Here is a 21,770-nt window from a genome sequence, read left to right as displayed (position 1 = left end):
CTCTCCCCCGAGGGTGCGGGGCTGGCATCGGTGACGCCGGCGAGGGAACTTCCTTCACGCGCTAGTTGTGCACGGCGTGCCTGATTGGGGACTGAGGGCTGACGGTGTTCAAGGGTGCGGTTCTGCGATTCGCGGCGGCTGCACGCCGTCTCCGACAGTGCGCGTGCCCGTCGAGGTCGTGCCCGCCCATGAGGGTGAAATCAGTTGCGGGTGGCTGACGCGATGATCCAGCGCTGCCATAAGGTCATGGCCAGCGGCGGCCATCGTGACCGCTCGAGCGGACAGAGGAGTAGACGTGCTTGACGACCCGGAAGCGGTCAACCACGGCGACGCTGAGCGACATGCAGATCGCGTGGGCGACCTCGGCGAAGGGATCTCTACAACCCCGTCGACGACCCTTGTCGAGGTGGTCCCGGGAACGGCCATTGTCTTCGGCGAGGTCCCAGATGGACTCGAAATCGTGGACTTCGGTCTCGTCCCGGCCGCTGATCGTCACGGACTCGCCACGGCAGTTGGCGGGCTCGGAAATCTCGCGGCTGTCGGGGGCAATCTCGCCAACGCCGCCGCGAGCGCTCAGGGTCTGTACCGGGTGACGTCCACTACACAGGCGCTCCTCAACAACGGAGGGGCGCTCGCGGTGAAGGATGGCGCGAACTTGGGCGCCGTGTTCGCCAACGGCAAGGTCGTCGCGCAGGCGAGGTTCGTACCCGTGAGCACCGTGACTGCCGCAGGAGCGCTGGCTGCGGTTGGGCCCGCCGTGGCGATGATCGCCATCCAGATGCAGCTCAGCCAGATCTCCGGCCTCATCAGCGCGAACATCGCGCTGACCAGCCAGGTGCTGCAGACGATCCGTCACGAGCAGTGGTCCGAACTCACGGGCCTCGTTGACGAGATCGACTCGGTCGTGTCACTGGCGCGCGAGGCAACTGTGGTCACCCAGACGCTGTGGGACAAGATCTCCGGCAGAGGCGCTGACCTGCGCACTCAGCGGGAGTTCTATCGACGGAACGTCGGCGCGCACATCAAGCAGATCGACCAACTCGACGTGCGTCGTCGCCGCGAGTACCTGGACGCGAACGCCGCAGCGATCGCATTCGACGCATACGCCTTGCTCTCGGCGCTGAAGGCATGGACGTCGTACCAGGCTCTTCACGCGGGTCGGGCGCGCGCGATCGGTCCTGACGACGCCAACGAAGCACTGCTCGTCGACGCCATCGTTAGGGAGACCCGGACAGAGGGGGAGGCCGCCGTTCCCGAGGCGACGCGTCTCATCTCAGAGCTTGCGCGCGAGCTCCGGATCATCTCTGAACTGCCTGGAAGATCCACCGTGCCTCTCACCAGGAAGAGGAAGGACGCCAAGGCTGCCCAGGTGACCGCAGCTCAACTTCTAGCGGCAGTGGCACCGTTGGCAGACTCGCTCCGTCCGCCCGCTTCTCCGCTCGGTGTACCCAGTGTCGCCGCCGGGCCGAAGTCCCTGGACCCGGCAGCACAACTCGAAGTGCTGCGTTGGATGCTCGACGACGGAGAGACACTGCACGGCGTCGGCCTTCCGTTCGACCTGCACGAGGGCGACGTCGTCAAGGGCATCGGACAGAACCTGCGTGAGCGCTTCGACCTGGAGAAGTCGGCGGTCTTCGTCGCCGTGACAGATCGGCGCGTCATCACCGCGAAAGCAAGCACTTTCCGCCAGGAGGGCACGATCGAGCACTCGGTTCCTCTCGAGCATGTCCGCTACGTGCGCTCGCGATGCCCGCAGCGTGACGGCGGTCGCTCGACAGTCGAGCTGACGACTCGGGACGTGGACTTCCGCTGGGTATTTCACGAGGACTCGGAGCAAGAAGGAGTGGACTCCTTCGCCGGTCTGCTCGCCGAGTCGATGACACTCCCGGAGGCCGAACGTGAGGAGCTGGTCGTGAAGGTGATAAGGGGCCGCGAGTCCGTCGGTGCTGAAGCCGCGCTCGGACAGCTCGAACGGAACGAAGTGACCGAGGAGGCTTGAGCATGGCGATGGGGGCGTAGCGAGCGCCGGGCCTGCCCTTCACGGGAGGTTGGGCGCAACCTGGTCGCCGGCCGGCCCAGCAGGGTCTGCTGCACGGAGGCTGGGGTTCTCGTGGTTGGGGTGAGTTGCGGTTCAGCCCGTACCGACGCGTGTCCAGGCCCTTCTTGAAGTGGCTCTCCGACTCATCGACGACCCGCGCCGGGGTCGCGGGGTCGAACACCCGCAGAAGCGAGAATCGGAAGCTGGTCGGGTCGAGTCCGCGGAGCCGACGCCGCGACTCTGGAAGCCATGCAGCGGCGAGGTCTTGCCGAGGGTGTTGCCGATCGTGATCTGTGGACAGCAGGAAGAATCCACAGGTTCGGATGTCTTGCCCGGAGGCCGTCAGCGGCGGGTGACGGTGTTTGCTGCCGTTCTGGTGACGTCGTCTACAGGTGATGGCGAGATGGCGAGGGGGAGGGGCCGCTTGGAGGTTGACGTTGTCGGCGGGGCCGGAGTCCGTCCGAAGCATCACAAGTGGCTCCATGTTGAAGCTAGACGACCTGAAGGACGTTCAACTCGTGCGGGCCTCCGTCAGGTCAGCAAGTTCATCGCTTCCCAGTTGCCGCTCGGGGTCCGCCTTGTCGTCGGCGAACGCGATGCCCTCTGTTTCCAGGACGACCTTGGGGTCTCGGGTGTCGTCCTGGTTGACCCATCGGAAGGTGGGTGCGATTCGGCCGTCCGCGGTCAGGACGCGCCAGGCGTTTACGCAATGACGGCAGTTGGCGATGTGGCTGCCGAGAGGCTGCGATGCGGTGCCGATTGCGTCCGCCAGCTCCCCGTATGAGGCCCAGCGGCCCTCGGGAAGTTGTTCGAGGATCCGATGCAGCGGTGACCAGTCGAAACTTGGCTGGACGGCGGGCTCCTCGTCGCGGAACTCCGCTCGCACGTCCTTGAGCCGGCGACCGTCCTCCAGGTGCCAATACCACCAGCCGTTTGTTTGCTGTCCGTTGCGAACGTGACGTGCAGCCGCTGACGGGCTGTCGAAGGTCTTGGCGTCAATCTCGATGAGTGCTTGATCGGTGATCCGGGCGATCGTTTCGCCGCCCCCCTTCGGTCGGAGAACGATCCCAGGTTGGAGGAGCCCGGCGGCGACAAGGTGCTTGATCTCGACCCATGCCTGAGACTTGGTTGCCGGATCATCGATCTTCCCCACGTGCCCTTCCGGGACGGGCCAGGTGGCGAGCAGGGCATCGACCATCGTCTCGGTACGGGCGTCGATCGCGTCCTCGTCCCACATCTCGCCGTCGCGGAATGGACGGTTGATCAGGAACACATCATGCTCGGCGATCCGCGCCTGCTTGCCCTTCGCCCCAGCCCAGGGCCCGTTGGAGACGGTGCTGTTGAGACTCTCGGTGAGCAAGGTGAGGTTGCCGAGTCGGTGGACGTGCTCGCTGCGAGCGATCTCGGCTTCCAACCCGTCAACGGCCCAGTGGGTCTGCCATTTCTGCGGGAGAAGGTGCTCGATCGGGTTGCCCTGCCGCGGCATGGCCGGGTACCGGTAGCGTGCGCGGAGGTGGTCCTCGATCGCCTCCAGGTACATGCGTAAACGGGTCCGTGGGTAGCGTCGGTATGCCTGCTCAGTTCGTAGGTAGTCCCGGACTTCCTGGTCGCCGGGCCAGTAGGTCGAAGCCGCGGACTGGCGGGCGAGTTGTGCACTGACCCGCTGTCCGAGTTCAGCGGGCGGTGCGGTGCGGTGCGTACGGATGATGTCGGCCACCACTGCACCCAGTTGCGCAGTCGTCAGGCGGAGCAACTGGCGTCGGATGACCCACGACTCGAAGTGTCCGATCACCTCGTCAGCGACGGCCTGCGGGATGTCGAGTGCAGGGTCGTGGAGCCAGATCAGGACCGGTTTGAGCAGCTCCATCCCGGCGCACTGCATCCGGTACACCGCGCGTTCGGTGGGCGACAGCACGCGACTCGTGTCCTCGGCCGCGATCGTCCACTCTTGGTACTGGCCCGCCTGGGTCTTGATGGCGGCCAAGAGGTCGCTCATCTTCGAGTTGGCCTCGTGCTCGACGTGGTGCTTGAACCGGGAGAACGTCTGCTTCGGCGAGACCTCTTCTCCAAGCCGAGCCGACAGCCATTGACCGAGGAAGAGGGAGCTCCGGCTCATCGTTACGCGCCCGACGCTGACGTCGGCTTCCCAGAAGTCGGATTCGAAAGGCCAGTCCTCGGCGTAGGCCTTCGCAGTGTCGACTCCCTCAGCCTCCAGCCGCTGGAAGACGAGGTTCTTGATCAAGTCAGCAGCGGTCAGCGGGGTGCCGCGGGCGTTGAGGGTCTCGAAGATCTCCTGAGAGTTCTCCTCTGCCTTCAGATCGATCACGACGATCTGGAGTCCCTGCGAGAGGACATGAACCAAGGCACGCGCGCGCTGACTGTAGGCGTCGCCGTCAGTGCTGCCGAGCCAGGCGGCGACCGCGTCACTGAAGTAGGCGTGCGCGCCGACGATCAGGGAGCCGGAGTGAGTGAGGTCGGTGTGATCGACCGGTGGCTCTGCATTCATTACCTCGACGAAGGCGGTGCGGTCGCGGTTGGTGTGGAGCAGTTTCAGGGTTCGTTCGTGAGCCGCCTGGTAGGACCGGTTATGGGTCAGGTCGCAAAGCTCGTTGGCGAGGTCGTCGGCGCCGTTCTCGGACAACACGGCAGCGGTCGCGTCGATGAGGAGTTGGAGGCTGGTGAGCCGCTGCTGCCCGTCGATCACGTTCTTCGTCGGCGTGGAGCCGTGCGCTACATCGTTGGCCTGCAGTACCACTGCGCCGAGGAAGTGCTGCGCGTTGACGTACGGATCTCGGTACTTCAGATCGGCCAGTCGCACGATGTCCTGCCACAGCGGCTCCCACTGGTCGGATTCCTCCCAGACGTACGGTCGCTGAAAGAGCGGGACCATCAGGTGCTGGGGCAGGTAGAACACCTGCTGCGGCGTGAGGACGGTGGTTTCCATGCTGATGGTCCTTCGCTGCGCTGAGACGGTCGTACCTGCGCAATCTAGCGGGTAAGGGCCGGCAGTTGGTGGCGGATGGCCCCTTCAACCGACGATGGGCGGCATGCTGCGGCGATCGTCACTGGATCCACTTTCTTGGCTCGGTGGGTCGGTGCTGCCGCCGTCGTGTGCTCAGTCGACGTCTGTGTGTTACTTGGCGGCGGATTGAGGGGCGTTCCCCTGGTGAACGTATCCGCTCACCCGGGGGTCACATCATGGACTCGACAGAACTTCGCGATCAGGTCCGCGTCATGCTCGCTGCCGGGTTGCGGCAGCGGCAGGTCGCGCTGCGGCTCGGGATCTCGCAGCCGACGGTCTCGGCGTACAAGCGCGACCTCGTCGACGCCGGCCGCCTGCCCACACAGGGCAAGCCGACGAGCGACGGTCCCGTCGAACTCGGCGAACCACCTGCGCTGCGGGCCTCTCGTCCTCGGGCGGAGATCCTCCTTGAGGCCGCCACGATCAAGGCATCAATGCTGCGGACGGTGACGCGCACCCTCCTGGAGCAGGTCGTCCGTGCTGACGAGTGGGTGACCGACCCGGGCTTCCCGGGAGCGGTCCGGTCGGCCGCGGCAGACGATGTCGGCGAGGCGGTCGACCACCTCGCCGAGATCGCGGCCGCACTCAAGCTGCGGCCAGTGGTGGGCGCCGTCGTCGGACAGGAAGCACCCGACGGCGAACCCTCCGGCCGGCAGGGGACGGCGGGACTGGGGCGGCTTGCGGGAGGGCACCGGTGAGCCGGGGTCGAGGGATGGCGTTCGCGTTGTGGCCGGGAGTGCTGCTTTGCACGGTTGCGGCGGTCATGGCGTTCACGCTGTCGTTCTCCGCGCTGCGGGCCGTGGGAATCGCGTCGGGTATCGCTCCGCGGGTGGCGTGGATGTTCCCGCTGACGATCGACTCGGTCATCTTGTTCGGCACGTGGGCGGCGTTCCGGTTCCGTGCCCGCGGCGCGGCGGGCACCTGGTACGCGTGGGTGCTGTGCGTGTTCGCGGCGGCGAGCTGGACCGGCAACTTCCTGCACGCCGAACGGGACTGCTGCACCGATGGGTGTCATCTGATCTGGATTGCCCCCCGGGGGGTGGCAAGGATGCCGCCGTGCCCGGGCGACCCGGGACAGCACGAAGCCCCTGTCCCGCGGCATGGTCTCGAGACAGGGGCTTGGCTGTGTCTCAGGCTGAGGCGAGACGGTCGGAGACGAGACGGTTGAGGGAGATGTGTTCCTCGGCCGCCTGCTCGACCAGCCGTCGGTGGGTCCGTGGTGGGATCCGCACGCGGAACTCGCCGGAGTAGTTGCGCTCGGACAGCGGCTGGGGGACCGGCTCGCCCGACTCTTGAAGGTCGGCGACGACGTCGCGCGCCAGCTGCTGGATGCCGGAAAAGGCAGGGCCTGGCTCGGGCTCGAGCCAGGAGAGCGCGGGCAGTTCGAGCACGGTGCCGACATACTCCTGGTCCTCAGGCGACCATGCGACGCGGTAGGTGTAGTGCTCTGCGACGCTCACAGTTCCTCCTCCTTGGAGTTCATGTCCTCGAGCTTGTCGATCGCCTCGAGGACCTGTCGGACCTGGTACGCCTTGGCCTGGCCCCTGCTGTTCTGGATGTTGACCCGGGGGTCGCCTGGCCACGGTGTTTTGTAGACGTGGTGGGACGAGCCGCTCTGCCTCGGCTCTCCGAAGTAGTGCTCGCACACGCTCGCGAGGTGGTCGAAGCTGACGTTGGTGGGGCTGATCCGCATCTGGGCCAGCCGCTTGTCGTGCTTCGTCACGAGACGACGGTACCAATAGTGGTACCAGGCGGTCAACGGGTCCCGGGAGTGGGAGACAGGCACGACAGAGCACCATCCTGAGACGCCGGTCTTGAGACGGGGCTCCGGGACCGATTTCTGGCCCGCCGCAGACGAGGATGGAGCAGGCGAGTTCCGATACTGCCGGGCGTTGAACTCGGATTCTGCCGGGTGTTAGGGGAGGGTTCACGTCATGTCGCGACCGGTGGCACCGGTGCACGCGGGGTGGCCGACGTAGTCGACAAGTAAGTCGCAGTGCAAAGCGGCTGCCGAGTCGCGACCGTTCGACCCTCATGCGCGTCGGCGAGCTTGCCGACGGGCGTGTTCCCGTCGGGAACAGTTGAGGACCACTGAGAGCCCGTTGAGATCCATCGAGTACCGGGTGTTCGCTGGTCAGCGAGCATCTCCACTAGTCACGCAGACACCCGTGCGGGTTTCAAGTCCCCCTCCGGACACAAGGATACGTCCGCCAGGAGTGCACCAATGGGCTGGCCACGCCGATTCATGGATCCGGGAGAACTACGACCTGAAGGACCGTCGCGGTGATCGACGACGGGGCAAGGGCTGGGGTCCGTGGAGTACTACGCCGACGCCGAGGGCGGCGACCGCCTGCCCGACCCGACCCGCGACGATCTCCTGGACCTGATCGACACCCTGAACGGCACCGACTACACGTTCTTCGTGGTCTACCCAGCCGACCGAGACGCCGAGCAATTCATCTCGGTCTCCGAGAACGCCTAGGGGACGTCCGGCCTGTCGGCGTCGACCGAGGGACGCCCAGCAAGGAGGACTGCCGCACACAGGGCGAAGAACACCCAACCGGAGATCGCCGGCGGTGGCGTCGGAGCGTCTGGCTGCAGGTCCACGAACAGGAAGTGGACGGCGACACCGAGCGCCCAGAGCGGGAACGTCCACATCACGTACCACGCCCAACGCTCGCCCCGGCGGAACGGTATGGCAAGGATCGTGCACCAGACGATCCCCAGGACTAGCAGCTGGGCGCCACCGGCACGCACCAGCACGTTGATCAGGGCGGCGACCGGCCCGCTGAGCGTCTCGATCTCGGCCACGGTCATACCCGTGATGCCCTGCGCGATCGCCTCGTCGGCGTCCATGGCGAAGATGATGTCGCCGACACCGAACAGGACGATCACGGCGGCCAGCACGATCAGGAAGATCCAGCTTCGCCGTTGCCAGAACCCACGGCTCATGATGCTCCCTCCACCGATGGAGCAAACTACACACCATGTATAGTTTCTTCACTACACACCGCGCACAGGCCTGTGTCAAGACGGCTGGTGGTTTGCACGCCGCACAACCTGGTCAGGGAGATGGCCGATGACTCGCATCGTGGAGCCCCGAAACAGGCGCAGCCGCGACACGAGGGCGGCAATCCTCGACGCGGCGTGGCGCCTCCTCCAGACAGAAGGTGGTGCTGGACTGTCCATGTCGGCGGTTGCTCAGACCTCCGGAGTGAGCCGTCGGGGCCTCTACCTGCACTTCGCCTCTCGAGGGCAGCTCTTCATCGACCTGTTCGCGCACATCAACGAGCGACTCGACCTGCACGCGTCACTGGATCCGATGATCGAGGCATCCAGTGCGGTCGACGCTCTCGACGCGTGGGCTCGGCATGCCGCCGGCTACCAGTCCCGGCTGATCGGCGTGGTTCGAGCCGTTGACAGGGCCCGCGGAGCCGACCTCGACGCCGAGGCTCTCTGGCAGCAAGCGATGGCTGACTGGCATCACCTGTGCCTGGCACTGGCCGGCAGGCTCGCCGATGAAGGCATGCTCTCCGATCCCTGGACCATCGCGACCGCCGCCGACCTCCTGTGGTCTCTGATGTCTGTCGAGCTCATCGACGACCTCATGACCGAGCAGGGTTGGAGTAGCGAGGAGCTCGCCGAACGTCTTCGAGTACTGGTCCGCCGTACCCTGATCGCGCCCGCCGGCGACAGGCCGGACGTCCCCTAGGGCGTGTTTGAGATTGTGGTTCTGAACTGCAGTTCCGTCATCATGCGGTGTCGTGAGTGATGCAGGACGTCATGACTTGACCGATGAGATGTGGGCGGTGCTGGAGCCGTCGCTGCCAGTCAGGTCGCGTGGCCGGCGGCCGCGGAACCTACGTCGCCAGCTCGACGGGATCCGGTTCCGGACCGGACGGGTTGCCCGTGCGGGACGTTCCCGAGGACGCTCACGGGTCTTGGGAGAGTGTCTATTTCGGTTCCGGGTCTGGCAGCGCGACGGGTCCTGGGACGTGCTGGCCGACCGGTTGCGCACCCGGGCAGAAGTAGCCGGGCTGATCGACTGGGGGCTGAGCCTGGATCCGCCGTGTCGACCGGTCAGGACCGGAGGCGTTCCCACCAGGCGCGAGGGAAGCGGACCCCTCTGAGGGGACAAGAAGAGCCCGCGCTGTGGAGGCGCGAGCCCTTCCCGATCCGCTGTCTCATTCGGATCCCGCGGACGTTCTCACGCCGGAAGTCTTCACTGGTCTTACTCGCTGGGACCGCGCTTTGTCGCCACCACGACGCTGCCGTCGCGCAGGCGGTGGATGTGTCCTCACCTCCTGGACCTCCGATGGAGAGCCGACGTCGGCTCTCGAGAGTCACGGAGATTCGTGTCCGGGAATCTCGCGCTGAGGCCCCTCCGGCGCCGCTCCGGACACTCGTTGAGACAGGCCTTCGTCGTTCTCGTCCTGCGCCGCGTCGGTCAGGGCCTCGTGGACGACCCGCCGTCCGTGGAAGGATCGCCCCGTGACACCGCAGACGCTGCACCTGTCTGACCCGGCCCGCCGCGCGATCGACGCCGACGCCGACCGTCCGGTCCGTGTGCACGTGTGGCGCGCCGACCGGGAGGACGCCCCTCTGCTGGTGCTGTCCCACGGCACCGGCGGCGCGGCCGAGGGCCTCGCGTGGTGGGCCGACGGCCTGCGTGCGGCCGGGTTCGACGTCGCCGCGATCGACCACCACGGCAACAACTACCTCGACGGCTACCTCGCCGAGGGCTTCACCTGGTGGTGGGAACGCCCGCTGGACGTCTCGTTCGTGCTCGACCACGTCGACGCCCGCGGCCCGGTCGGGGCCTGCGGTTTCTCGATCGGCGGCTACACCGCAGCGGCGGTGTGCGGTGCCCGGGTCTCGGCGAATGCGTACGCGGCACTGATGACCGGCCAGATCGAGTCTCCCCCGACGCCGGAGTACCCCGGGATCGCCGACGAGCTCGCCGCGCGCTACGACGAGTCCGACGCCCGCGCGTGGGTGGAACTGGCGGCCGCCGACTACCGCGACACCCGCGTGCGCGCCGGATTCCTGCTCTGCCCGGCGGTCGGGCCCCTGATCACCTCCGAGAGCCTGGCCGCGGTGGACGTCCCCGTCGGCGTGCGCTGGGCCGCCGCCGACGACATCACCCCGCCCGCCGGCAACGGCATGCGCTACGCGGACCTGATCCCCGGCGCCGACGGCGGCACCGTCGGCGCCCCGACGGCGGGCCACTACGGGTTCGTGCTCCCCGAGCAGGACGACCCGCACGCCAAGGCCGACGTCGTCGCGGCGTCCACGTCCTTCTTCGCCGGGGCGCTGCACGGATGACGCTCAACGGCCTCTTCTCGCTCGACGGCCGCACCGCCGTCGTGACCGGGGGCAGCTCCGGCATCGGCCGGGCGATCGCGACGGCACTGGCACGGGCGGGTGCCGCCGTCGTCGTCGTGGCCCGCGGGCGTGCCGCGCTGGACGCCACCGTCGCCGACCTCGTCGGAGCCGGGTGCCGGGCCGCCGCCGTCCAGGGCGACCTGTCCACCCGCGCCGGGGTCCGGGCGGTCGCCGACGCCGTGGTCGAGCCCTACGGCGAGCCCGACGTCGTCGTGTCCAGCGCCGGGGTCAACCTGCGTCCCCCGATGGCCGAGATCGACGAGGCCGTCTGGGACACCACGATGGCGGTCAACCTCGAGGCGCCCTTCTGGCTCGGGCAGCGGTTCGGGCCGGGCATGGCCGAGCGGGGCTACGGCCGCCTCATCCACGTCAGCTCGCAGCAGGCGCACCGCGCCTTCGTCACCAGCGGCGTCTACGGCGTCTCGAAGGGCGGTCTGGAGTCGCTCGCGCGCTCGCAGGCGGAGGCATGGTCACCCCGGGGCGTCACCGCGAACACGCTCGTGCCCGGGTTCGTGCTCACCCCGCTCAACCGCCGGCTGCAGCAGGACGCGGGACGCGTGGCGGCGCTCGCGGACCGTACGCTCGTGGGCCGCAACGGAGTGCCTGAGGACTTCGCCGGGCCGGCCGTGTTCCTCGCGAGCGCGGCGTCGTCCTACGTGACCGGACAGTCGATCCACGTCGACGGCGGGTTCTCCGTGCACTGAGCCGCCGCGGGCAGCACACTGGCAGCACCCGAGGCAGAGGGAGTGGTCGTGAGCGAGTCCACGGAGGACGTCCCGCAGTGGTTGCGCACGACGGGTGGCTGGTCGTGGCGGCTCGTCGCCGTCGTCGCCGCCGTCGCGCTGGTCGTGTACGCGACCGCACAGATACGGGTCATCTTCGTCGCGATCTTCCTGGCCTTGGTGCTGACGTCCGTCTTCCGGCCGTTGGCCGACCTGTACGCCCGGGTCATGCCCCGGGCCCTGGCGACCCTGCTGGCCCTGCTCAGCGGCGTCATCGTCTTCGGCGGGCTGCTGACCTATGTCGTCGCGTCCGTGGCGGGGCAGTGGACGCGCCTGGCCGGTGAGTTCGACACCGGTGTGGAGCAGATCCTCGACTCGCTGCAGAACCTGCCCTTCGGTCTGTCGATCACGGCCGCCCAGCTCAACGAGTGGATCGACTCGGGTCAGCAGTGGCTCGCGGACAACGCCGAGAACCTGGCCGGGCAGGCCGCGGAGCGGGCGGGCTCGGTGGTCGAGGGCTTCATGGTCTTCGCGCTCGCGATCTTCTGCACCGTGTTCTTCGTGCACTCGGGCGACCGCATGTGGAGATGGTTCGTCGGGCAGGTGCCCGCACGGCATCGTCGCCGGTGGCGGGACGCCGCGGGTGCCGGTTGGTACACGTTCTCCGGGTTCGCCCGCGGCACCGTCATCATCGCGTTCATCGACGGCGTTCTCGCCTTCGTCCTGCTGCAGATCCTGGGCGTGCCGCTCGCTGCTCCGCTGGCCGTCCTCGTACTGATCGGGGCGTTCATCCCGATCATCGGAGCGCCGTTGGCGATGATCATCGCCGCCGTGGTGGCCCTTGCGGCCCAGGGCTTCGTCACGGCTCTGATCGTGACGCTCGGCATCGCGGCCATCGGGCAGCTCGAGGGGCACGTGCTGCAGCCGCTGATCATGGGCAAGCAGGTCGCGCTGCACCCCGTGGTCGTGGCGGTGGCCGTGCTGTCGGGCACGGTGCTCGCCGGGATCCTCGGCGCCGTCGTCGCGGTGCCGCTGGTGGCGGTGGTGTGGACCGTCTTCTCCACGCTGCGTGGGGACTCCCCGGTCCCGCTGCCCGCTGGGGCGGACGAGACCAGCCCGGACCCGCCCGCCACCGCCGACTCGGCAGAGAGCCCCGCGGAGCAGGAGTCGACCGACCCTCGCCCGTCCTCGCCGCGCGCCTGATATCCGCTCGTCCCGCCGCACGGCGTCCTGGCAGGATGCACGCATGGAACCCTTCGTCCTGCGCGGCCCCGAGGCCACGCTGTCCACCCCGACCCCTGCTGATGTCGACCGCGTCGCCGAGGTGTGCGCCGACCCGGAGATCGCCAAGTGGACGACCGTCCCGTCGCCCTACTCCCGGGCTGATGCCGAGGGTTTCGTCACGCAGATGGTGGCCGACGGCTGGGCGAACGACACCATGTTCACCTGGGCGGTCCGCCCGCCGGGCGAAGTCGACGGACCGGTCCTGGCCATGATGGGCATCTCCCGGAGAATCGGAGCACCGGGGGAGGACCGGGCGGGCGAGATCGGGTACTGGACCGCGCCCGACGCCCGGGGCCGCGGACTGACCACGGCAGCCGCGCGCCTGGCCGCCGACTGGGCGCTGGACCCGGAGGGCCTGGGCCTCGCACGGCTGCAGTGGCAGGCGAACGTCGGCAACTGGCCCTCGCGCCGCGTCGCGTGGCGGCTCGGCTTCCGGTTCGAGGGGACGCTGCGGCGCTACGGCCTGCAGCGCGGCGTTCTGCGGGACTCGTGGATGGCGTCGTTGCTGCCGGGCGACCCGCGCGAGCCTGCCGAGCCGTGGCCGGCCGAGGCGGCGCCCCGCTGGCCCTGAACATGCCGCCCTGCCCCTGACGACGCCGCCGGCCCGGACCGGCCGATCACCGGACCGAGCCGGCGGCGTCGGCGGGCTCAGCTCGAGCAGGCCGTCCCGTTGAGGGTGAAGGCGGCCGGGTCGGGGTGCTCGCCGGCGGCCGCGGTGGCGCCGTTGAAGCCGAACGTCACCGACTCACCGGCACCGATCGTGCTGGACCAGGCCGGGTGGGTCGCCGTCACGGAGGTGCCGTCCTGGGAGACGGTCGCGCTCCAGCCGGGGACGTCCACGGTCTGACCGCCCGGGTACTCGAACGCGACCTCCCAGTCGGCGACCGGGGCGTCGGCGGTGTTGGTGACCGTCACCGAGGCGGTGTAGCCCCGCTGGTCCGCACCCCACGACGGTGCGGAGTAGTCGACCTCGCAGTCACCGGTGGGCGGCGGGTCGACGTCTTCGGCGGCCGTGGTGAACGACGTCGTCGCCGAGGTCGCGGAGACCTCGCCGGAGTGGTCGTTGCGTGCCCGGACGGCGACGTCGTAGGTGGTCTCGGGATCCAGGCCCGTCAGGTCCACCATCGGGGAGCCGTCGGTCGAGGCGAGCACCTCACCGGATGCCGGGTCGATGACGTCGTAGCCGGTCACGCAGCCGTCCTGGGCCACGCCCCACATGACGTGCGCGCTGGTCGCGTGCACGTCGGAGGCCATGACGGTGCCCGGCACGCCGGGTGCCTCGTCCGGGCACGCCAGGTCGGGGTCAGGGTCCGGGTCGGTGTCGCCGATCCCGGTGACCTCGCCGTTCCCGCCGTCGAACATCACGTCGGAGCAGCTGTAGAAGTTCTCGGTGCTGTCCGAGCGCACCCAGTGCGTGAACACGAGGTGCCGGCCGCTGCGGTCGGCGGGCAGCGTGACGTCCCAGTAGTAGTAGTTCAGCTCGCCGGGGCCCCCGGACTCCGGCGGGTCGACGACCGAGTCGATCAGCTCCAGGTCGTCCCAGCCCAGCGGCGACAGCGGGTCGTACCCCTGGGTGGTCACGTAGACGTCGAACCGCCCCGGGTGGGCGGCCCAGTTGTTGTGCTGGAACTCGTACGTCGCGCCGGCGGTGAGGTGCGTCGTCGGCCAGTCGGTCCGCGGCTCGTTGTACGCCGAGAAGTCGTACGGGCCGTTGCCGCCACCGTCGCAGATCTGCCCGTCCGGGATGTAACCCTCGGTGCGACCGGCTCCGTTCGAGTCCAGGTTGCCGAACCAGTTGTACAGGTGCGTCACGCCGCTGGTGGCGACGGCGTCGGCGCACGCCGGGTTCTGCGGGTCGATCGTGCCGGTCTCGGTGAGGCCGTCGAGCCAGCAGAAGTACTGCCGGCTGCCAGGGAACACCTCGGCGCCGTGGGCCTGAGCCTCGGGCGGCTCCGTCGCCACCACGAGTCCGGCGGCGCCGACGAGCGCCGCGACGGCCAGTGCTACGAGTCTTCGCATGGCGAGCTCCTTCTCGGGGTGACTACGGATACAGACGACGGTGCCCGAAAGGCGCGGAGCGCGGCACGTGCCAAAACGTTTCGGATCGTCGGGACGTACCAGCATGGTGTCGTCGGCGACGTCGCGGATCGTGGGCCACGGTGCGCACCGTGGCCCACGGCTCTGCCTGGGCCGGCGTCCTCAGGCGGTATCTGGTGGCACCCGACCGCGGTTCTCCGGTGTCGAGATCGCAGCTGGCCCACCGCACCCTGAAGCCACCCTGAGTCACAGCGGGCCGGAACCCGGGGGAAGCTCCGGGTCGGTCTACGGCCGATGCCGGATGCGCGGGCCCGCACGGCGTCCGTAGCGTTGCTGCCTGCCGTCGACAAGGAGTTCACATGACCACCGAGCAGCCCTCGGCCGCCGCCCGAGCCCGTACCCGTTCGCGCCGCCGGGTCATCACGATCGTCACGCTCTGCGTCGCGCTGGTCGCGGTCCTGCTCGGTGCTGCCGGGGCGGTCGTGTACGCCCGTGCCGCACTGGACACCGCCGGGCAGGTCGCGTTCGACCGGGAACTGGCGATCCCGCCGCTCGCGGACTCGAGCGTCCAGGCCGACGGCACCCGGGTCTTCACCCTCAAGATGCTCGAGGGGGCGACGGATCTCGGTCAGGGCACACCGACACCGACTCTCGGTGTCAACGGGTCGTTCCTCGGGCCGACGCTGCGCGCCGAGCGTGGCGAGCAGGTGCGCATCGACGTGACCAACTCGATGGCCGAGACCAGCACCCTGCACTGGCACGGGATGAAGCTGCCCGCGGCGATGGACGGCGGACCGCACCAGGTGGTCGCCCCCGGCGAGAAGTGGTCACCCACCTGGACGATCGACCAGCCGGCATCGACACTCTGGTATCACCCGCACCTGCACGGGCGCACCGCGGACCACGCCTACCGCGGGCTCGCGGGGTTCTTCCTCGTCGACGAGCCAGGCACGGTGGACCTGCCGGACGACTACGGCGTCGACGACGTGCCGCTGGTGATCCAGGACAAGTCGTTCGATGCCGACGGTAGCCTCGACGACGGCCCGCCACTGTTCTCGCCGGTCGGCATCGTGGGTGACACGATCCTGGTCAACGGCACACCTGGCCCCTACCTGGACGTCACCACCGAGAGGGTCCGGCTACGCGTGCTCAACGGTGCGAACGCCCGGGTGATGAATCTCGGGTTCACGGACGATCGCGCGTTCGCGGTGATCGCCTCGGACGGCGGTCTGCTGCCCGAGCCGGTCCGCACGGACCGGCTCACGCTGAGCCCGGGCGACCGCGCGGAGATCGTCGTGGACGTCGCCGCGGGTGAGCGCACCGTGTTGCGCAGCCACCCGCAGGACCTGGGCACCAATCCCGTGACGGCTCGGTTCTCCGGCGGCGACGACACGCTGGACGTCCTCGAGCTGCGCGCGGCGGAGTCTCTCGCTCCGACGGCGCAGGTGCCGGGCACGCTCGCGGGTGACGACGCCCGGCTGCCGGACGCCGGCACTGCCACGGCGACCCGCACCTTCACGCTCGCCGGGAACTCGATCAACGGCGAGCCGATGGACATGGGTCGCATCGACGAGGTCGTCGAGTCCGGTGCGACCGAGATCTGGGAGGTCCTCGGCCGCGACGACATGGTGCACAACTTCCATGTGCACGACGCACAGTTCCATGTGCTCGACGTCGCCGGGACGGTGCCGCCGCTCGAGCTCCAGGGCTGGCAGGACACGGTCTACCTCCAGCCCGGCAAGGTCACCCGGCTGCTCGTGACGTTCGGCAACCACACCGACTCGAACACGCCGTACATGTACCACTGCCACATCCTGGCGCACGAGGACGCCGGAATGATGGGCCAGTTCGTCGTCGTCGGCCCGGGGGAGGAAGCGCCGGACCGCATCGAGGTGCTCGACGACGGCACGCACCTCGGTCACGGAGCCGGCTACGACGCGGGCCACGAGCAGGGCGACGGCAGGGGTCCGCGCACGGTGCACCTGGGCCACTGACACCTGCGCCCGGTCGGTAGCCTGTGACCATGACCATGCAGTCCGACGCCGCGTCCGTGCCCACCGCCGAGGACGAGGTCGTCGGCATCTGCCAGGACCTGCTGCGGATCGACACCTCGAACTACGGCGAGAACCAGGGGCCGGGAGAACGCAAGGCGGCCGAGCTCGTCGCCGGGCTGCTCGCCGACGTCGGGGTGGAGCCCACGCTGTACGAGTCCGCACCGGGTCGCGCCTCCGTGGTCGCGCGGCTCGAGGGGGCGGATCCCTCGCGCCCCGCCCTGGTGCTGCACGGGCACACCGACGTCGTCCCCGCCGCCGCGGCGGACTGGTCGGTCGACCCGTTCGCCGGGGAGGAGATCGACGGCCTGCTCTGGGGGCGCGGCGCCGTCGACATGAAGGACATGGACGCCATGATCCTGGCGGTCGTGCGTCAGATGGCGCGCGAGGGCCGCCGTCCGGCCCGCGACGTCGTCATCGGCATGTTCGCCGACGAGGAGGCCGGGGGAGTCCTCGGTGCCCGCTGGCTGGTCGACCATCATCCCGAGGTCTTCGAGGGTGCCACCGAGGCGATCAGCGAGGTCGGGGGGTTCTCCGTCGACGTCGGTGGGCGTCGGGCCTACCTCGTGCAGACGGCGGAGAAGGGGCTCGCCTGGCTGCGCCTGGTCGCCGACGGCCGTGCCGGGCACGGTTCGCAGGTCAACCACGAGAACGCGGTCACCGAGCTGGCCGCCGCCGTGGCACGGATCGGCAAGCACGCCTGGCCGTACACGCTCACCCCGACCGTCGAACGCCTGCTACGAGGAGTGGCTGACCTGACCGGTCTACCCTTCGACCCCACCGGCGGGGCGGACCCGGAGCAGGTCGACGCCCTCGTGGCGGCGCTCGGCCCGGCCGCGAAGTTCGTCGGCGCCACGGTGCGTCACACGACCAACCCCACACAGCTCGACGCGGGCTACAAGGCCAACGTCATCCCCGGCACGGCCTCGGCGACCCTCGACATGCGCACGGTGCCCGGGCACGACGCCGAGGCCATGGGTGTCCTGCGCGAGCTCGCGGGTCCGCACGTACGGATCGAGCCGATCCACACCGACCGGTCGCTGGAGGTTCCGTTCGACGGCGACCTGGTCGACGCGATGGTCGACGCCCTGCACGCGGAGGACCCGGGCGCCGCCGTGCTTCCGTACACGCTCTCGGGCGGCACCGACAACAAGTCGCTGGCACGCCTCGGGATCACCGGCTACGGGTTCGCTCCGCTGCAGCTCCCGGGCGACCTCGACTTCGCGGGGATGTTCCACGGAGTCGACGAGCGTGTCCCCACCGACGCGCTGCGGTTCGGCACCCGGGTGCTGGACCGCTTGCTCATGTCCTGCTGACGCGGACGGCTCAGGTCTTCGAGGCCGGCCGATAGGTCAGGAACGTACTGGCGCCCATCTCGCGCGCTCCGACGCATTCCAGGGGGATCGGGCCCGGGGCACCCGCGAAGAGCGGCGTGCCGGCGCCCAGCACCACCGGTGCGACAGCGACCCGGAGCTCGTCGATCACTCCTGCGGCCAGCAGGTGTCCGGCCAGCGTGGAGCTACCGAAGACGGCGATGTCCCGGCCCGGTCCCGCCTTGAGCCGCGCGACGTGGCCCGCGACGTCGTCGGCGACGAACGTCGTCGGACCCCACTCGTGCTCGCTCAGGGTGCGGGAGGCCACGACCTTCGGCAGGCCGTTCATGAAGGCCGCGACCACCGGGTCGTCGGCCGCTCCAGCCGGAGTCGGCCAGTACGACGCCATCAGCTCGAACGTCCGGCGACCCATGACGATCGTGTCGATGTGCTCGCCCTGGCCCCGGGAGTACTCCTCGAGCTGCGGGTCCGCGGGGAACCAATCGAGGGTTCCTGCGGCATCGACGTGGTAGCCGTCCAGCGAGACGACCTCGAAAGCGAAGACGGTGCGCATGACGGTACGACCGCGCGGGGGCGGCCGACTCATCGGTCCTCAGCCCGACAGGTCGGCCATCGACCGGCGGGTGGCGCCCACGTACCCGCCGCCGAACAGCACCGCGTGCACCGCCAGCGGGTAGAGCTGATGGATCGCCACCCGGTCGCGCCAGCCCGGTGGGAGTGGGTGCACCGCGTCGTACGCGGCGAGGATCTCGTCCAGGTGCGGCGCACCGAACAGCGCCAGCATCGCCAGGTCCGTCTCCCGGTGGCCGCCGTGCGCAGCCGGGTCGATGAGCACGGCCTGTGTCCCGCTGGCCGTGTCGGTCCAGAGCACGTTGCCGGACCACAGGTCGCCGTGCAGCCGTGCGGGTGGCTCAGCCGGTCCGGCGAGCTCGGGCAACCGGGCGCAGACCCGCTCGAACGCGGCGGCGTCGTCGGCCCCGAACACTCCGCGGCGCCGGCCCTGCGCGGCGATCGGCCGCAGGCGGGAGTCGGCGTAGAAGGTCGGCCAGTCGGACCACGATCCGTTGACCATCTCCAGCGGGTCGTCGAGCGGCCCGAACCAGCCGGCGTCGGCCCCGGGTGGGAGCGCACCGAACGCCGGGGCGCCCGCGTCGTGCATCGCGGCGAGGCGCCGGCCGAGCTGCTGCGCCGCGTCCATCGTGGGTGGGGCCGGTGCGACCCTCTCGAGGTCGAGGTGGCCGGCGCCGACGTCGAGTACGCGGGCGACCGTCGGTCCGTCGTCGACGGCGAGCCAGCGCAGCCCGGCCGCCTCGGTGGCGAAGAACCCCTCCGGCGCGCCGCGGCGTGCCTTGCGGAAGGTGGTCATCTCAGAGGGTCGAGGTCGCCCGGATGACCTTGCGCCGCAGCCAGACCCGGCGCTCGCCGCCGAGGTACAGGCGGGTGCGGGCCAGCTCCCAGCGGCCGTACTCGGCCTCGTCGGTAAGCATCCTGCGCGCGTCCGGCACGGAGGTGCCCCGGTCGATCGTGACCACGCGGTACTCGTACTGCCCGTGCTTGCGCCAGCTCGATGCCATTCGTCGCCTCCCAGGTGACCGTCCGGCGATTTCGTGTGCCCATTGTGCCCCGCTTGGCGCTACCGTCAGAGCATGACCGCTGATCCGCGTGCCGCGTTGGACCGCTTCGTCGCCGCTCTCGAGGGGCACTACCACGCCGTCTCCACCCGTCGTGGCGACGAGGACCCGGCCGTCGACGACGCCTATGAGGTGCTCGCCGACGCGTTCGAGGTGTACGAGGACGCCCTGGCTCAGGTGTATACCGAGGTGACGCCGTTCTTCCTCGATGACGACGATGATGACGAAGACGATGATGACGAAGACGACGATGATGACGAAGACGACGGCGAGCGAGGCGACGAGGCCGACGGGCGCTGAGCCGTCTGGCTACCAGCGCTGGCTACCAGCGCTCGGGGTAGCCGGGGACCAGGGCGGAGACGTCGTCGAGCGCGGCATGGACCTCGCCGGGCAGCGCCAGGTCGAGCGCGCCGAGCGTCCCCTTGAGCTGTTCGGGTGTGCGTGCTCCCACGATGGCGGACGCCACCGCCCGGCGTGCGAGCAGCCACGCGAGGGCGACCTCCAGGGGTGCCCTGCCGAGCCCGTCGGCGGCTGTGGCGACCGCCTCGACGACGGCCGCGGCGTCGAGGTCCTCCAGGTACTGCCCGACGAAGTCTGCGAGATGGTTCGACGCGGCCCGTGATCCCACGGGCACGGAGCGTCGGTACTTGCCGGTGAGCACCCCGCGACCCAGGGGCGACCAGGCGAGCAGGCCGAGACCCAGGCCTTCTGCGGCGGGCACGGTCTCGCGTTCCACGCCACGCTGGAGCAACGAGTACTCCATCTCCACGGCAGCCAACCCGATGCCGTCGGCCGCCTCGAGGAGGGTGGCGGCGCGTGCCGACGCCCACGCCGGGAAGTTCGACAGGCCGACGTACCGTGCTCGACCCGAGGTGACGGCCAGCCGCAGTGCCGAGACCGTCTCCTCCAGCGGTGTCGACGCGTCCGGGCACGCCACCAGGAACAGGTCGACGTGGTCGACGCCGAGGCGTCCCAACGATGCGTCGAGGTCCGCGAGGAGCGCGCCGCGGGATGCGTCGCGGCGAGGTCCTGCCGGGCCGTGACGGACGCCACCCTTGGTGCACAGCACCAGCTCGTCGCGCCCCACCGAACCGGCGAGCTGTTCGCCGAGGAGGCGTTCCGCATCGCCGTCGCCGTAAGAGGCCGCGGTGTCGACCAGCGTGCCGCCGGCATCGAGGAACGACCGCAGGATCGCCGCGGCATCGACCGCGTCCGTGTCCCGCCCCCAGGTCATCGTGCCCAGCCCGAGCGTGGAGACGCGCAGCCCTGAGGCGCCCACCTGCCGTCTTTCCATGCGCGGAACCCTACCGGCGCGGTCCGACGGCAGGCGGGTCCCGCGCCGTGACCCCTCAGGACGCAGGTAGTGTTGCCGCCCGTGAGTGCGTGGGAAGCGATCCTCCTCGGCCTGGTGCAGGGCTTCACCGAGTTTCTGCCCGTCTCGTCCAGCGCGCAGCTGCGCATCGTCGGTGAGCTGGTCGGCGGGGCCGACCCGGGCGCCGTCTTCACGGCGGTGACCCAGATCGGGACAGAGGTCGCCGTGCTGCTGTACTACCGGCGCACGATCCGGAACATCTGCGTGGCCTGGTGGAAGGCGCTGCGCGGCGAGCACGGCCGCGACTGGCGGTCGCGGTTCGGCGCACACGACCTCGACGCCCGGATGGCCTGGTTCATCGCCGTGGGCTCGGTGCCGATCGTCGTCACGGGCGTGCTGTTCGCGGAGCACATCGAGACGACGCTGCGGAACCTGTGGTTCACCGTCGCCTCCCTGGTGATCTTCGGCGTGCTGCTGCAGCTCGCCGACACCTACTGCTCGCGCCGGCTGGAGATCCAGGACATGACCCCGCGGCGTGCTCTGGGCTTCGGCTTCGCCCAGGTGCTGGCCCTGGTCCCGGGTGTGTCGCGGTCCGGTGCGACGATCACCGCCGGCCTGGCGATGGGCTTCTCCCGCAGGTCCGCGGCCGACTACTCGTTCCTGCTCGCGGTCCCGGCCGTGCTGGGCTCCGGCTTCTACGAGCTGGCCCGTGCGGTCCAGGGCACCGCCCATCCGGGCACGGCCGGCGTCCTGGCCACGGTGGTGGCGACGCTCGTCGCCTTCGTCGTCGGGTACGTCGTCCTGATCGGCTTCCTCAAGATCGTCTCGACGTACTCCTACAAGCTGTTCGTCTACTACCGCTACGCGCTGGCGGCACTCGTGGTCGTGCTGATCCTCACCGGCGTGCTGGAGGCCGACTCCGGCCAGGCGGTCTGACGCCGGTAGCCTGGCCCC

Annotated in this window: 22 protein-coding genes; 13 read left to right on the top strand and 9 right to left on the bottom strand. The window is 69.5% G+C overall.

Features of this window, described 5'->3' with window-relative positions; all coding sequences use genetic code 11:
- The first annotated feature begins 295 nt into the window (after window positions 1-295).
- A complete protein-coding gene (locus tag PZC42_RS10065; protein WP_277210581.1) occupies window positions 296-1,999 on the top strand; it encodes a hypothetical protein in 1,704 nt (567 codons plus the stop codon).
- A 550-nt stretch (window positions 2,000-2,549) separates the two neighbouring features.
- Here PZC42_RS10065 and PZC42_RS10060 read toward each other — a convergent pair.
- The gene (locus PZC42_RS10060; protein WP_277210580.1) at window positions 2,550-4,982 is read right to left on the bottom strand and encodes a DUF4357 domain-containing protein; all 2,433 of its coding nucleotides are present in this window, start codon (window positions 4,980-4,982) and stop codon (window positions 2,550-2,552) included.
- 254 nt (window positions 4,983-5,236) lie between these two features.
- Between PZC42_RS10060 and PZC42_RS10055 the strand changes: the two genes are divergently transcribed.
- Both PZC42_RS10055 and PZC42_RS22645 read left to right on the top strand, forming a co-directional pair.
- Window positions 5,237-5,758 (top strand): helix-turn-helix transcriptional regulator, encoded by a 522-nt coding sequence (locus PZC42_RS10055; protein WP_277210578.1) that lies wholly within the window; start codon window positions 5,237-5,239, stop codon window positions 5,756-5,758.
- Between the two features lie 14 nt (window positions 5,759-5,772).
- A complete protein-coding gene (locus tag PZC42_RS22645; protein ID WP_368860268.1) occupies window positions 5,773-6,228 on the top strand; it encodes a DUF2637 domain-containing protein in 456 nt (151 codons plus the stop codon).
- Here PZC42_RS22645 and PZC42_RS22530 read toward each other — a convergent pair.
- Both PZC42_RS22530 and PZC42_RS10045 read right to left on the bottom strand, forming a co-directional pair.
- On the bottom strand, window positions 6,191-6,520 hold the full coding sequence (locus PZC42_RS22530) for a type II toxin-antitoxin system HicB family antitoxin (RefSeq protein ID WP_277210576.1): 330 nt from the start codon (window positions 6,518-6,520) through the stop codon (window positions 6,191-6,193). The genes PZC42_RS22645 and PZC42_RS22530 overlap by 38 nt on opposite strands.
- A complete protein-coding gene (locus PZC42_RS10045) occupies window positions 6,517-6,783 on the bottom strand; it encodes a toxin HicA (RefSeq protein WP_277210574.1) in 267 nt (88 codons plus the stop codon). Before PZC42_RS10045 ends, PZC42_RS22530 begins: the two co-directional genes overlap by 4 nt.
- A gap of 591 nt (window positions 6,784-7,374) precedes the next feature.
- Here PZC42_RS10045 and PZC42_RS10040 point away from each other — a divergent pair.
- Window positions 7,375-7,542: a hypothetical protein gene (locus PZC42_RS10040; RefSeq protein WP_277210572.1), complete on the top strand. Its 168-nt coding sequence runs from the start codon at window positions 7,375-7,377 to the stop codon at window positions 7,540-7,542.
- Here PZC42_RS10040 and PZC42_RS10035 read toward each other — a convergent pair.
- Window positions 7,539-8,012: a hypothetical protein gene (locus PZC42_RS10035; RefSeq protein ID WP_277210570.1), complete on the bottom strand. Its 474-nt coding sequence runs from the start codon at window positions 8,010-8,012 to the stop codon at window positions 7,539-7,541. The genes PZC42_RS10040 and PZC42_RS10035 overlap by 4 nt on opposite strands.
- Before the next feature lie 127 nt (window positions 8,013-8,139).
- On the opposite strand from PZC42_RS10035, the gene PZC42_RS10030 reads away from it, so the two are divergent.
- From PZC42_RS10030 to PZC42_RS10010, 5 genes are all read left to right on the top strand, one after another.
- Window positions 8,140-8,772 (top strand): TetR/AcrR family transcriptional regulator, encoded by a 633-nt coding sequence (locus PZC42_RS10030; protein ID WP_277210568.1) that lies wholly within the window; start codon window positions 8,140-8,142, stop codon window positions 8,770-8,772.
- Between the two features lie 779 nt (window positions 8,773-9,551).
- Window positions 9,552-10,385: an alpha/beta hydrolase family protein gene (locus PZC42_RS10025; RefSeq protein WP_277210566.1), complete on the top strand. Its 834-nt coding sequence runs from the start codon at window positions 9,552-9,554 to the stop codon at window positions 10,383-10,385.
- A complete protein-coding gene (locus tag PZC42_RS10020; RefSeq protein ID WP_277210564.1) occupies window positions 10,382-11,149 on the top strand; it encodes an SDR family NAD(P)-dependent oxidoreductase in 768 nt (255 codons plus the stop codon). The genes PZC42_RS10025 and PZC42_RS10020 overlap by 4 nt, the downstream gene beginning before the upstream one ends.
- A 48-nt stretch (window positions 11,150-11,197) precedes the next feature.
- On the top strand, window positions 11,198-12,370 hold the full coding sequence (locus PZC42_RS10015) for an AI-2E family transporter (protein WP_277210562.1): 1,173 nt from the start codon (window positions 11,198-11,200) through the stop codon (window positions 12,368-12,370).
- A 43-nt stretch (window positions 12,371-12,413) separates the two neighbouring features.
- Window positions 12,414-13,022 (top strand): GNAT family N-acetyltransferase, encoded by a 609-nt coding sequence (locus tag PZC42_RS10010; RefSeq protein WP_277210560.1) that lies wholly within the window; start codon window positions 12,414-12,416, stop codon window positions 13,020-13,022.
- Between the two features lie 77 nt (window positions 13,023-13,099).
- On the opposite strand, the gene PZC42_RS10005 is transcribed toward PZC42_RS10010, so the two are convergent.
- Window positions 13,100-14,470: a lytic polysaccharide monooxygenase gene (locus tag PZC42_RS10005; RefSeq protein ID WP_277210558.1), complete on the bottom strand. Its 1,371-nt coding sequence runs from the start codon at window positions 14,468-14,470 to the stop codon at window positions 13,100-13,102.
- A 377-nt stretch (window positions 14,471-14,847) separates the two neighbouring features.
- Here PZC42_RS10005 and PZC42_RS10000 point away from each other — a divergent pair, with 377 nt between their 5' ends.
- Together PZC42_RS10000 and PZC42_RS09995 are read left to right on the top strand one after the other, a co-directional pair.
- On the top strand, window positions 14,848-16,482 hold the full coding sequence (locus PZC42_RS10000; protein ID WP_277210556.1) for a multicopper oxidase family protein: 1,635 nt from the start codon (window positions 14,848-14,850) through the stop codon (window positions 16,480-16,482).
- A 29-nt stretch (window positions 16,483-16,511) separates the two neighbouring features.
- Entirely contained in the window at window positions 16,512-17,855 is a 1,344-nt protein-coding gene (locus PZC42_RS09995; protein ID WP_277210554.1) for a M20/M25/M40 family metallo-hydrolase, read from the top strand.
- Between the two features lie 10 nt (window positions 17,856-17,865).
- On the opposite strand, the gene PZC42_RS09990 is transcribed toward PZC42_RS09995, so the two are convergent.
- From PZC42_RS09990 to PZC42_RS09980, 3 genes are read right to left on the bottom strand one after another with little or no spacing between them, the layout of a single operon-like run.
- Window positions 17,866-18,459 carry a dihydrofolate reductase family protein gene (locus PZC42_RS09990; protein WP_277210552.1) on the bottom strand — a complete coding sequence of 198 codons (594 nt, stop codon included), beginning with the start codon at window positions 18,457-18,459 and terminating at the stop codon, window positions 17,866-17,868.
- A gap of 6 nt (window positions 18,460-18,465) precedes the next feature.
- Entirely contained in the window at window positions 18,466-19,239 is a 774-nt protein-coding gene (locus PZC42_RS09985; protein ID WP_277210550.1) for a fructosamine kinase family protein, read from the bottom strand.
- Window position 19,240: 1 nt separating this feature from the next.
- Window positions 19,241-19,447, bottom strand: a complete 207-nt coding sequence (locus tag PZC42_RS09980; RefSeq protein WP_106269450.1) for a DUF5703 family protein — start codon at window positions 19,445-19,447, stop codon at window positions 19,241-19,243.
- 72 nt (window positions 19,448-19,519) lie between these two features.
- Here PZC42_RS09980 and PZC42_RS09975 point away from each other — a divergent pair, with 72 nt between their 5' ends.
- The gene (locus PZC42_RS09975) at window positions 19,520-19,804 is read left to right on the top strand and encodes a primosomal protein (RefSeq protein WP_277210547.1); all 285 of its coding nucleotides are present in this window, start codon (window positions 19,520-19,522) and stop codon (window positions 19,802-19,804) included.
- A gap of 22 nt (window positions 19,805-19,826) precedes the next feature.
- On the opposite strand, the gene PZC42_RS09970 is transcribed toward PZC42_RS09975, so the two are convergent.
- Window positions 19,827-20,798, bottom strand: a complete 972-nt coding sequence (locus PZC42_RS09970; protein WP_277210545.1) for an aldo/keto reductase — start codon at window positions 20,796-20,798, stop codon at window positions 19,827-19,829.
- Between the two features lie 81 nt (window positions 20,799-20,879).
- Here PZC42_RS09970 and uppP point away from each other — a divergent pair, with 81 nt between their 5' ends.
- Complete coding sequence (gene uppP, locus PZC42_RS09965) at window positions 20,880-21,752, top strand: undecaprenyl-diphosphatase UppP (protein ID WP_277210543.1); 873 nt, start codon at window positions 20,880-20,882, stop codon at window positions 21,750-21,752.
- Window positions 21,753-21,770: the final 18 nt, after the last annotated feature.

The sequence above is a fragment of the Isoptericola croceus genome (assembly GCF_029382255.1).
Taxonomy (GTDB): Bacteria; Actinomycetota; Actinomycetes; order Actinomycetales; family Cellulomonadaceae; genus Isoptericola; species Isoptericola croceus.
Note: the sequence above shows the minus strand (reverse complement) of the source record. Positions and strands in the feature narration are given on the sequence as shown.